This is a genomic window from Bacillus cereus group sp. MG4, assembly GCF_040460055.1.
In the GTDB taxonomy this organism is placed as follows: domain Bacteria; phylum Bacillota; class Bacilli; order Bacillales; family Bacillaceae_G; genus Bacillus_A; species Bacillus_A wiedmannii.
The window spans coordinates 2,783,761-2,796,252 of sequence record NZ_JARVGZ010000001.1 but is presented as its reverse complement, the minus strand read 5'-3'; the positions used below and the strand labels follow the sequence as shown (position 1 = coordinate 2,796,252).

Below are 12,492 nucleotides of genomic sequence, written 5' to 3'. Positions count from 1 at the left end.
TAAAAGTAAGGGGAATGAGAGATGGATATATACTTATTAATCGTCACGTTACTTGCGATCGTGATTGTTATTTTAGGGGTATCATGGTGGAAATGGCATGCATTTATTAGTTTAACAGTTGCGAGTTTATTTTTAGCCATCATGTCTGGACTGAATTTAACGAAAATAGTGACTGCCTATGAAACTGGTGTTGGTAGTGTACTAGGGCATTTAGTTGGTATTTTAGCTCTCGGAACAATTTTAGGGAAAATGATGTCCGATTCAGGCGCCGGCATGCAAGTGGCAGATTTCTTTATTCGATTTTTCGGTGTGAAGAAACTACCGTGGGCTATGTTATTTGCAGGATTTGTTATAGGGATTCCAGTATTTTTTGAAGTGGGAATCGTCATTTTATTACCACTTGTTATTTCAATTCGAAAAACGACGAAGCAAAATATATTATTAATTGCGTTACCTGTCATTGCGGGATTATCTATTGTGCACGGGCTAGTGCCACCACATCCAGGGGCGATGACAGCAATCGGTATTTATAACGCGAACTTAGGAAAGGTACTTTTATATTCATTAATTATCGCGTTACCAACAGCCATTATCGCAGGACCGATATTTGCAAAGTGGGTACATAAAAGGGTTATACCTGAAAATGAACCAGAGCTAGTTCGAGTTACGACTGTATCAACGGATTTACCAAGTCGTAAAGTATCATTCTTTATTATTTTATTACCGGTTGTATTAATGATTTTATCAGTAGTGGCACCATATATTTCATTACCGAAAAAGATAACTGAATTTTTTGTATTTGTAGGAAGTCCAGTAATTGCTTTACTTATTTCATGTTTTGCAGCATTTTATTTACTTGGAATAAGACAAGGAATTAATAAAAAGGTCATTAAAAAATTAACGGATGAAAGTTTACTACCGGTCGGTTCCATTATTTTAATTATAGGTGCAGGCGGTGGATTTAAACAAATATTAATTGAAAGCGGCGTTGGAACGGCGATTGCACAAATGGCAGAACATATATCGTTATCACCAATTGTATTAGCTTTCATGGTAGCTGGATTAATTCGAATTGCAACAGGTTCAGCGACAGTAGCATTAACGACAGCAGCAGGAATTGTTTCACCTGTTATTCAGCACATGTCTGGAGTGAATTTAGAATTGCTCGTTATTGCAACAGGTGCGGGATCATTAATGTTTTCTCACGTAAATGATGCAGGATTCTGGCTTGTAAAAGAGTATTTAGGATTAACGGTGAAGGAAACGTTTAAAACGTGGACGGTACTTGAGACATTGTTATCATTTATTGCATTTGGCTTTGCGCTTTTATTAAATACTCTTATTTAGAAGATACCTTAATTGGTATCTTTTTTTTGATGAAGCCCATTTCCAAAAACAAGCCCGTTTTTAGGTAAGCCAAGCTTCCTATTCGCCCTGAAAACATACTATAAATGGAATCCCCTCATTTAGAGCAAGGTGAACTTGTTATGAATGATACTAAAGGAGGAATAGAGTAATGAGCGAAAAGTGTGAACACAGACATGATGATTGTAACCGCAGAAACCATGGTTGCGGAGGCGGTTTTGCGCTTCTAATCGTATTGTTTATTTTATTAATTATCATCGGTGCTAGCTGCTTCGGCGGCGGAGGCGGCGGTTGTGGTTATGGTGGTTACGGCGGTTATGGCGGCGGCTATGGTGGATATTGCTGCTAATTAAAAACTATTGAAAATGGCCTTGTGCATATTGCACAAGGCCATTTTATTCACATTTTTATATGCTGTGATAATTTATTAATGTACAGAGAACGGATTAAGAAGAAGAAAATGATCTCGATAATCCCGAATAAAGTGAGTACGATTAATAATTCTTTTAGTAAAGAGAAAGCAAACATGTTTTGTAAAAATTGAATTGCAAATACGGTATGAATACCAGCGACGATATACGGAACGAAAAATAAAATTCCTAATTGAATTGTAGCGGAACGAAACATTTCTGATTCTGTTAAGCCAAGTTTTGTAATGGTAATATATTTTTGTTTCTCGCTAGTTAGGTCATTATACATACGAAAATATAAAACACTCGCTGCTCCGATAAAGAAAATAAAGCCGAGAAATGTCCAAATAAAGAAAGTGGCAATTGAACTTCCTTTACTGTAGTGTAGATCATCAGCAGCTGTATAAATGGAAAAAGGAACTCGCTCATTGTCTTCTTTATGTTTTTCATAAAAATCACGCGCATCATCACCGATAGTACGTGACATATTTTTCGTTGGAGTAATTGCATTTTCCCAGTTCTCCACAAAATAATTATACACGGTTATTGTTTCAATATGAGGAATCAAATTATCAATTACATCATCTTGAATAACAATTAAATGGGGCAATGCAAAAGAAGGCTCAATCCCTTTATTAATAAATCCTTTAATATGAAATTCCTTCTTATTCGATCCGAGTGTAATTGTATTTTGCTTTGCAAACGGATTTGATACAAGGTTTAAGAGTTCTGGTGAATAACGAGAAAGAATATAAACTTGTGTAGAATCAAGAGTTATTTTTGGTCTATTTAATTGTTTGGCGAGTGTGTTATAGTCACTCATTTTCATAAGAGTAATGTCTTCTTTTGAAGCAGTATCTTTTAGCATTGTAGACTTATGTTTGTTGTATTGAAAATTAGCATTTGTAAGCTCTTTTTCAATTGTATCAATGTGTTTTTGTTCAAGTGAATTTTCCCCTTTAGACGTATATGTGAAGGGGAAAGGATATCGTTCTAATATTGATGCTTTCGTATTATTATTAACAGCAAATAACGGGATAATGATTGTAAATGCAAGTGCTGACAACATAGAAACGATAAAGAGCACATTAATATTACTACGAGTACGGCTAGCTAAATCTGAAATCCATAACATGTTTATTTGTTTCATATAAAACTTTCTCCGTTTTTTTAAGATAAAGATAAAGAGAAGAAATGTTTGTGAAAAGAATAAATATGTTCCAACTACTACGAGCGGTAAAATAGATAACATAATAAAGACGACAGAGCCATTTCGTATATTTGTTTCTGTTACATAGCCTTGCGGATAACCGGCAATATAATAGCATAAGCCTAAACAGATTAAGGCAAATAATGAAATGAGTATAGACGGTCTTTTTTCGTTTTTTTCCTTTTTATTATTTTTAATTAATCGAGTTGTTTTACGAGTACGGATGAACAGCGGTGTAAACGTAGAAACGATGAGAAATAAAATAATAAACGTTACGGTTGTAACGATAATTGCTTCTGTAGGACAATAAAAATAGAGGCCTTTTGCGTTTGTTAATCTAGAAGTAACGAGTAAGAAAAAGTTAGAAAACACAAGACCGCCTTGAATGCCAGCAAAGATAGCGAGCATTCCAATTATCATGTTTTCGGTAAACACAAGACGTTTTAATTGTTTTTGAGATATACCAAGAACAGTTAAAACGCCAAATTGCTGTTTCCGGACATTTAAAAATGTCCCAATAGAATATAAGAGAAAGAAGAACGAGAACAAAACGATAACAAACTGTGCCATGCCAGCTAAGTTCATGAGTGGATCTTGTTCATGCAAGTTATTCATAATTTGTAACCGCGGATGATACGCGTATACAGTAAATGAAAAGAAAACCATGATAGAAAAAGCACTACTTACAAAATAAGCGAAATATGCTTTAGAATTACGCGAGACATTTTTAAATGCGAATTGCCAAAATGTCATCCACGTCTTCCTCCTAATAATGCTAAAACATCTAATATTTCTTGGTAAAACTTCTCACGATATAGTCCGCGGTGTAGTTCGTTGTAAAGCTCGCCGTCTTTAATGAAAATGACGCGGTTACAATAACTTGCTGCAAATGGATCGTGCGTAACCATTAAAATTGTTGCATCTTCTTCTTTATTTAATTTCGTAAATAACTCCATTACATCGATTGCTGCTTTCGAATCTAAATTTCCCGTTGGTTCATCAGCAAGTAGTAGTGAAGGATGATGAATAACAGCACGCGCTACTGCGGTACGCTGTGCTTGTCCGCCAGAAACTTCAAAAATGCGTTTGTCCAAAATATGATCAATTCCAAGTTTTTTTGAAATGTTATCAAGTTTTTCGTCCATTTCTTTTAATGGAACATTATCTAATGTTAAAGGTAGTACGATATTTTCACCGATTGTTAGTGTATCTAGTAGGTTAAAGTTTTGGAAAACAAATCCTAACTCTTGTCGGCGGAAAATAGCTAACTTCTCTCTACGAAATGTGTGCGGTTTTTTTCCGTTAATAACGACATCACCAGAAGTAGGAGAGTCAATTGTAGAGATAACATTTAAAAATGTAGATTTGCCGCTACCAGATGGTCCCATGATAGCAACAAATTCTCCTTTATCTACATGTAAATTTATATTTTTTAAAGCAGTATGAGGGACTTTTCCTTCATACACTTTTGAGACGTTTTTTATGTGTAATACTTCTTCCATAATAATCACCTTTCTATTTTTAAAACTTAATATGTTGTGATAATTTTTGCATATAGAAGGAACGAATTAAAAGGAAAAATAAAATTTCAACTGTTCCAAAAATCATGAGTACGACTGTAATCTCAGCGAAGAACGAGAGATGTAAAACTTCTTGTAGCATCTTTGTCGCAAACATTGTATGGATCGATGCCATAATGTAAGGGACAAAAAAAAGAATCGCAAGCTGAATTGTCGCTGAACGTTTCATCTCAGCTGCAGTTAAACCAATTTTCGTAATCGTTACATACTTTTCTTGCTCATTTGTTAAATCGGTATACATTCGGAAGTAAAGAACACTACCAGCACCAATAAAGAAAATAACACCAAGGAAAGTTCCGATTAAGAAAAATGAAGCTACATTTCGTTTCGTTTTGTATAGAGAATCACTTGCTTCACTTGCATGGAATGGTTCATGTTCTGCTTGAATAGCTGCATTGTCGGTATTGATTTTTGTTTTAAATGCAGCACCGATATTATATGCCTTTTCCCAATTCGGAACTTTGAAGTTATACACACTCATTTGTTTGGAAATAGTTGATAAAGCTTCTATATTTTCATCAGATACAATGAGTAACTTCGGTACTAACCAGCTTGGGAACGGGCTAGTACTTTTATAGTCTTTCACTTTCAAATGTAAAGAGTTTTGAGTAAGTATAAGACTATCTTTCTTTTCTTTATCATAAAATGTTCCAATGAAGTGATCATCTATTTCTTTCATAAGGATATAAGACTCATTATTCTTTACGGTAAGTGGATCAAAGTTTAATGCATTAGCGAGTACATTATAGTCACTTTGTTTCATTGCATAATAGAGCTGCGGTGTTTCTTCCGCCGAAGATACTTCATATATATCCGTTTTAAATTGTTTATAAGTAAATTGTTCTTCGTTAAATTTTTGTTTTAACCAATTTAAATGTTCATCAGCTAATGTATTTTCAGTATGTGATAAATAAGTAAATGGGAATGGATTTCTCCTTATTTCATCAAACTTTGTGAACTTCCCAAAACCATATAAGAATGTAATCATAGTAAAAGCAAGTGTTGATAGCATCGCTACAATAAAGAGCATGTTAATATTTGTTCGAATGCGCGCTGCTAAATCAGAAATCCAAAGCATATTAATCCGTTTCATATAAAACTTTCTTCGCGTTTTTAATATACGAATGAGTAAAAAGCTAATTTGTGAGAAGAAAAAATATGTTCCAGCTGCAATAAGTGATGGGATGACAAATATACTAGAGATGGCATATAAAAGCCCAATGGTGTCACTTAGCGACAGAAAATATAATGGGTTTGCGGCTAACGCATATCCAGATATTAAACATATCGCACCAAATAGGGAGATGAGCAGGGATGCTTTTCTTTCTTTTTGTTTTGTTCCTTCTTTTAAAAGGCGTACAGCTTTTCTCGTACGGATGAGCATCGGTGTAAAAGATGATACGAGAATGAAGAGCCCAAGAAAGATGATTATGGTTAAGATAATGGCACTTGTAGGCCAATATAAATATAAACCAGGTACATGTGTAATTTTAGCAGTAACTAATAAAAAGAACTGTGAAAAGACAAGCCCAAGTTGAATGCCAAAAAATATAGAAAGAATACCGATTAACATGTTTTCTAAAAAGATGAGTCTTTTTAATTGTTTTTGAGATATGCCAAGTACTGTTAAAATCCCAAATTGCCTTTTTCGTACTTTTAAGAAAGTACCAATCGAATATAGTAAAAAGAAAAATGAAAAGAACACAATGACAACTTCTGAAATTGTCATTAATATGCTCAGAGCATAATTAACGTCTGTCATATGCAATTTCGGATGAAATAAATAAACTGCAAATGAGAAAAAAATTGCGATGGAGAACGCACTGCTTACAAAATAGGCGAAATAAGCTCTGGCGTTCCTTGTGACGTTTTTAAATGCAAACTGCCAAAATGTCATTCACCTAAACCTCCTAATAGGGTGAAGATGAAAAGAGTATAAGAAATATTCTTTTCATCAAGTTTGTTTTAAATGTTTTGTCCATTCGTATACTGTGATAATTTTTGCATATAAAGTGAACGAATGAATAAGAAAAATAAAATTTCAACGACTCCAAAAATAATAAGAACAGCTGCAACTTCTTTGAACAAAGATAAACCAATTACATCTTGTAGCATTTTCGTTGCAAACATTGTATGAATGGATGCCATAATGTACGGAACGAAAAATAAAATACTAAGTTGAATAGTTGCAGATCGTTTCATCTCTTTATCTGTTACACCGATTTTAGAAATCGTTATATATTTCTCTTGTTCGTTCGTCAAATCCGTATACATTCTAAAGTAAAGAACGCTACCAGCTCCAATGAAGAAGATAACTCCTAAAAATGTCCCGATTAGAAAGAATGCAGCACTGCCTGATGTTATTTTATATAAAGAGCTTGCCGATTCAAAGTAGTGAATGAGAGGCCCTTCATATTGGAAATTATCTCGATCTTTTTGTACTTTTCCCATAAAATTATCAGCAATTTCATATGTCTGTTCCCAGTTTTGAATTTTGTAATTGTATGCTGATATATGCTTTACGGTACTAGGTAAGTTATTTACGATAACATCAGGCAAAACTATCGTTTGATATGAAAAGCCAGATGGAATTGCGTTTACATGCTCATAGCCTTTTACTCGTAATTTCGTATTTGTACTAGAGAGTGTAATGTAATCTCTTTTGTAGCTTTGCTCAAATTCGTTGAATATAGTGATATAAGATGTCCCCGTTAAAATATATGCTTCGTTATTATCCATAAATAGTTGTTTCATTCGTAAAGAAGCAGCAAGTTTGTTATAGTCACTTTGCTTAATTGCGTATACGTCATTATAAATAGCTACATCTTTATCTTCTTCTAGTGGTGTTTCATATATATCAGCTTTTATTTTCTCATAAGGGAAGTGCTCTTTTTGTAATTGTTGCTCAAGCCAATTTAAATGCTCTGTAACGAAAGGATTTGCATCATAAGAAAAATAAGAAATTGGGAAAGGAGAAGTTCTATTAACCTCTAGCTTAATAAATTTCCCGGATCCATATAAGAACGTAATCATTGTGAAAGCGATAGTAGATAGCATTGCTACAATAAACAGCATATTAATATTCGTTCGAATACGGCTTGCTAAATCAGAAATCCAAAGCATATTAATCCGTTTCATATAAAATTTTCTTCTCGTTTTTAAAATGTAAATAAGTAAGAAACTAATTTGTGAAAAGAAGAAATATGTTCCGATTGTAACGAGCGTTGGAATGACCAAAATACTTGAAACCATATATATAACACCTATTTGTGGGCTTATTGATACGAAATATTTCGGATTTCCAGCTAAAGCATACCCACCAAATAAACAAATCGCACCAAATAAAGAAATAAGTATGGATGGTTTTTTTTCTTTTTGTTTTCCGGCATTTGTTTTTAAAAGGCGTACCGCTTTTTTTGTACGGATAAGCATTGGTGTGAATGTAGATACAATGATAAAAAGACTAAGGAAAACGATGGTCGTTAAAACAAACGCATTAATAGGCAAGTATAAAAATATGCCCGGTACGTGTGTAATTTTCGCTGTTACTAATAAGAAAAATTGTGAAAATACAATTCCAAACTGCATACCGAAAAAGATAGATAAAATACCGATTAACATATTTTCCATAAAAACGAGACGATGTAATTGTTTTCTCGATATTCCTAAAACGCTCAAAACGCCGAATTGTTTTTTTCTAACTTTTAAAAAAGTACCAATGGAATATAGTAAAAAGAAGAAAGAGAAAAATACAATTACTACTTCTGAAAATATCATTAACCCTGAAATTTCAGCAGTCAGGCTAGAGTTTTGTAATTTCGGATGAAATAAGTAAACGGCAAATGAAAAGAAAACAGCAATGGAAAAGGAACTGCTTACGAAATAAGCGAAATAAGCTCTAGAATTACGTGTTACATTTTTAAAGGCAAACTGCCAAAATGTCATAATATGTACCTCCCGCTAGAAGGCAAATATGTAGTTTTATTGCAAAAAATGTATGAGAGTAAGTTCTCATACATTTTTCTAGCATATGTTACGATCATGCTTCGGTCACCTTCTCCGCAGTTTCTGCTTGATTATTTGCAGCGTTGTGGAAGATAATTTTAATCGTCGTTCCTTTACCAACTTCAGAATCTAGTTTGACAGAGTGACCTAAATAATCACAAATTTTACTTACAATATAAAGTCCCATACCAGTAGATTCTCCGAATGCGCGACCGTTTTTCCCAGTGTAAAACGGTTCAAATACTCTTCGAATATCTTCTTGCGGAATACCAACACCTTCATCGCGAACTTCTAAAATAATATCTTTTCCGTTTCGGTAAGCAGATAAGAAAACTTTTTTTCCGCGCTCACCAGAGTAACGAACTGCATTTGTCATTAACTGATAAATAATGAATTTTAGCCATTTCGCATCAGAAGCAACCTTTAAATCGGAATGAACTTCTAAAACAGGGAAGACTCCGTTTCGAATGAATAGTTCTTTTAATCCGTTAATATTTTTTGTTACCGTATCTTTTAATGAAATCGTCTCAACATGGAAGTCTTCATGGAAGTTATTTAACCTTGCCATATATAAAGCCATATCGAGTCCTTGATTTAATCGTTCTAATTCTTTTTTGAATTTCGGAATCAAATGTTCATCTTCCATTTCGAGCACCATAAGCTGCATAACAGATACAGGTGTCTTCATTTGATGCACCCAGTGGTTAATGAATAATTGATGTTCTTGTTGTTTTACCTCATACGATTGTAGTTCTTTTTGAAATAGACGATACTGCGCACGCACGAGTTCATTTACACCGTGAGGCATCGGAGCAGTCGCTCTTTCAATAAACGCATCTTCCATTTTCTCTGGTTGCTCACTTAATCTATGGTACATTCTACGATTGCGAACGTAACGATAAGCGAGGAAACAAATGAATAAATATAAACTTAAAACGACGAAGTAAAATTTGTTATTTTGAAATCCATCTACTGCATCATAAAGAACGAAAATGATACCGAAGTTTAATACGTATAGTAGAAAAAATGCAAAATGATCACGTAAAAATAGCTTCATGCTTATTCACTCCAAGTTGCGTTAAAACGATACCCAAGTCCACGTACTGTTTCAATAGCATTTTCAATACCAAGCTCATTGAACTTTTTACGAAGACGCGTAATGTTTACGTTTAATGTGTTTTCTTCAACGAAGCTTTCGTCGTCCCATAGGGCAGCTAGTAAATCTTCACGGCTCGCTGTACGAGGGAATTTAGATAATAACATTTCTGCTAAAATAGCTTCCTTCTTCGTTAAAAGAACTTGCTCAGCACCGAAATGAATTTCTGGGCGTTCTGGGAATAGTTTTAAACCTTCTACTTCAACGATACGTTCAGAAATATTTGGTGCATAATCACCGTAAATACGGCGTAATTGACCTTTAATTTTCGCCATTACAACGTCATAGTGGAATGGTTTTGTAATATAATCATCCGCACCGCTTTCAATCGCCATAATTTGTTCCATCTCACCAGCACGTGCTGAAATGAAAATAATTGGACAAGTAGATTCATGGCGAATTTGACGGCACCAGTAGAAACCATCGAATTTCGGTAAGTTTACATCAAGTAAAACAAGATGGGGTTTCACTGCGTTAAACGATTCCATAATATCATCGAAGTTCTCCGCAACAACAGCTTCATAGCCGTATTTTTGAATGTGAGATTGTAGTAATGATGAAATATTTGGATCGTCTTCAACGATTAAAATTTTATACATATGTATATTCCTCCTAAAAAAACAATTGTAGCTATAGTGTATCATGTGTTTCAAGTCTTTTCATTATGTTGAAAGATAAGCTAGTAAACAGTATAGGTCAAAAGCATGAAAAGTAAAAAGGGCGTATGTATAATTGACAATTAACTGAAATCATTTTAACATTTAGATAAATATCTAAATGTCTAATTAGTGAAAGGAAGAAAGACATTGAATCAAGCATTCAAAGCATTAGCAGATCCAACAAGGCGAAAGATTTTAGACTTATTAAAAGAAGGTGATCTAACCGCTGGTGAGATTGCTGAACATTTCAATATGACAAAGCCAAGTATTTCACACCACTTAAACGCACTTAAAAATGCTGAACTTATTCAAGATGAAAAAAAAGGGCAGTTCGTTATGTACTCTTTAAACACAACCGTATTTCAAGATTTGTTGACTTGGGTGTTTACGTTTACGAATAGGGGGGGGAGAGGGGAAATGAGGAAGCATCTTTTTGCAATTTTATTAATTGTTATAACTTGTTTAGCTTGGGCGTTTGCTTGGCCACATTTACCGGATACAATTGCGACGCATTGGAGTGGTGGTAAGGTAGATGGCTATTCTTCTAAACTTTATAGAATGATTTCGATGGTTGGAATTATGATCATGTTATATATATTTTTAAATGTATTACCAAAGATTGACCCGAAGAAAGCAAATTACGAGAAATTTTCTAAAGCTTTTATGATGATGAATAATGGAGTATTATTGCTACTATTTGTAGGAAATATAGATATTATTACAAGTGGATTAGGATACAACTTATTCATTAATCGAGTGCCTGAATTATTAGTTGGTATTTTATTTATAGTCATCGGAAACTATTTACCACAATGTAAACCAAATTACTTTGTAGGTATAAAAACACCGTGGACGTTAAGCAACGAAGAAGTGTGGAGAAAAACGCATCGTTTTAGCGGAAAGGTGTTTGTTGCATTAGGGATTATTATGATTTTAAGTGTTTTTGTACCAGTAACGTGGAAATCTTTCGTAATGGTTGGAATTATTATTGGTGCAGTAGGATTAACGATGGGATATTCTTATGTCGCGTTTAAAAAAGAACTAAAAATGTAAACAAAGCTGCTTTTCCTTTTAAGGAAGAGCAGCTTTATTTTTTATTTCTTTAAAACCGGTATCCAAATTTCACTTTTAAAGTTTGGAGAGGATGTATCTTTCTGTTCATTCCACAATATTTCCGGCCCTTCCGCTAGTTCATAGTTCGAAGAAGGGAACCATTCGGAATAAATGCGCCCCCACACATTTTGCAGGGCATCAGGAAATGGACCGACAGCTTCAAATATAGCCCACGTTGAAGCTGCGACTTCAAGTTGTGCGAATTGCTCTGGACAATCTTTCGTTGTAGCTACTCCAATGTAGTGATCAAGTTCTCCTTTTTCCTCCATTCTTTCTTCAGAAAAGTTGGTAGAAGCACTAATGATTCCATTCGGTTCAATGTTTGAAAGTGACTTTAACGTTTGAATGGATTCTGGATTTAAACTTTTCCACATAGAAGCAATTTCTTCATTTACACCGTTAAATACAATTGGTACGCGTTTTGTAATACCAATAATTTGAAAGGATTCTTTTTCTTCAATTCGATAGTTCATTTCGTTTCCTCCTTGAATCGATAGCTGGAAGGTCATTGGTGAATAGGCTTTTAAGGAATGACTACTATTTCGGGCCTCTGAAGGTGTTATGCCGTGCAAGTTTTGAAAGGCACGAGAGAATGAATCTGGTGAGTTGTACCCATATTTGATAGCGACATCAATGACTTTCGCATCGCTATTTTTTAGTTCAAAAGCAGCGAGAGTAAGACGTCTACAACGAATGTATTCTGATAGTGATATGCCAGCTAGAAAAGAAAACATTCTTTTGAAATGATATTCCGAGCAGTAAGCTAGCTTCGCAACTTCTTTAAAATCAATTTCATTTGTTAGGTTGTTTTCAATATAGCGCATTGCAGTATTCATATTTTTAAGTGAATCCATATTATGACCTCCTTGTTAAATAGAATAGCAGGAACAAATTAAGTCTATCCGACATTTCATGCACAAATTTGTAGGGTACATTTTTAACCTTACAAAATTGTAATGTTCCTGTAAGGAGAATGAATGGATGGCATGATATC

The 12,492-nt window shown here is 34.2% G+C and carries 10 protein-coding genes and 1 pseudogene; 4 read left to right on the top strand and 7 right to left on the bottom strand.

Annotation, left to right across the window (positions count from 1 at the left end; all coding sequences use genetic code 11):
* Positions 1 to 21: 21 nt before the first annotated feature.
* Together gntP and QCI41_RS14805 are read left to right on the top strand one after the other, a co-directional pair.
* The gene (gene gntP / locus QCI41_RS14810) at positions 22 to 1,347 is read left to right on the top strand and encodes a gluconate permease GntP (RefSeq protein ID WP_353837199.1); all 1,326 of its coding nucleotides are present in this window, start codon (positions 22 to 24) and stop codon (positions 1,345 to 1,347) included.
* A gap of 169 nt (positions 1,348 to 1,516) precedes the next feature.
* A complete protein-coding gene (locus QCI41_RS14805) occupies positions 1,517 to 1,714 on the top strand; it encodes a YjcZ family sporulation protein (protein ID WP_001290407.1) in 198 nt (65 codons plus the stop codon).
* A 50-nt stretch (positions 1,715 to 1,764) separates the two neighbouring features.
* Here QCI41_RS14805 and QCI41_RS14800 read toward each other — a convergent pair whose 3' ends face one another.
* The 6 genes from QCI41_RS14800 to QCI41_RS14775 all read right to left on the bottom strand — a co-directional run bounded on the left by QCI41_RS14800 (position 1,765) and on the right by QCI41_RS14775 (position 10,325).
* Complete coding sequence (locus tag QCI41_RS14800) at positions 1,765 to 3,738, bottom strand: ABC transporter permease (RefSeq protein ID WP_353837200.1); 1,974 nt, start codon at positions 3,736 to 3,738, stop codon at positions 1,765 to 1,767.
* Positions 3,735 to 4,487 (bottom strand): ABC transporter ATP-binding protein, encoded by a 753-nt coding sequence (locus tag QCI41_RS14795; RefSeq protein WP_000393250.1) that lies wholly within the window; start codon positions 4,485 to 4,487, stop codon positions 3,735 to 3,737. Before QCI41_RS14795 ends, QCI41_RS14800 begins: the two co-directional genes overlap by 4 nt.
* A gap of 19 nt (positions 4,488 to 4,506) precedes the next feature.
* Positions 4,507 to 6,462, bottom strand: a complete 1,956-nt coding sequence (locus tag QCI41_RS14790) for an FtsX-like permease family protein (protein ID WP_353837201.1) — start codon at positions 6,460 to 6,462, stop codon at positions 4,507 to 4,509.
* 68 nt (positions 6,463 to 6,530) lie between these two features.
* Entirely contained in the window at positions 6,531 to 8,510 is a 1,980-nt protein-coding gene (locus tag QCI41_RS14785) for an FtsX-like permease family protein (RefSeq protein ID WP_353837202.1), read from the bottom strand.
* A gap of 94 nt (positions 8,511 to 8,604) precedes the next feature.
* Positions 8,605 to 9,627 carry a sensor histidine kinase gene (locus tag QCI41_RS14780; protein ID WP_353837203.1) on the bottom strand — a complete coding sequence of 341 codons (1,023 nt, stop codon included), beginning with the start codon at positions 9,625 to 9,627 and terminating at the stop codon, positions 8,605 to 8,607.
* A gap of 2 nt (positions 9,628 to 9,629) precedes the next feature.
* The gene (locus QCI41_RS14775) at positions 9,630 to 10,325 is read right to left on the bottom strand and encodes a response regulator transcription factor (protein WP_000276736.1); all 696 of its coding nucleotides are present in this window, start codon (positions 10,323 to 10,325) and stop codon (positions 9,630 to 9,632) included.
* Positions 10,326 to 10,532: 207 nt separating this feature from the next.
* Here QCI41_RS14775 and QCI41_RS14770 point away from each other — a divergent pair.
* Together QCI41_RS14770 and QCI41_RS14765 are read left to right on the top strand one after the other, a co-directional pair.
* Positions 10,533 to 10,802 (top strand): annotated as a pseudogene (locus QCI41_RS14770) (autorepressor SdpR family transcription factor); the annotation flags it as partial.
* Positions 10,803 to 11,438 carry an SdpI family protein gene (locus QCI41_RS14765; RefSeq protein ID WP_353838832.1) on the top strand — a complete coding sequence of 212 codons (636 nt, stop codon included), beginning with the start codon at positions 10,803 to 10,805 and terminating at the stop codon, positions 11,436 to 11,438. It abuts the pseudogene before it with no gap.
* Between the two features lie 41 nt (positions 11,439 to 11,479).
* Here QCI41_RS14765 and QCI41_RS14760 read toward each other — a convergent pair whose 3' ends face one another.
* Positions 11,480 to 12,352, bottom strand: a complete 873-nt coding sequence (locus QCI41_RS14760) for an AraC family transcriptional regulator (protein WP_353837204.1) — start codon at positions 12,350 to 12,352, stop codon at positions 11,480 to 11,482.
* Positions 12,353 to 12,492: the final 140 nt, after the last annotated feature.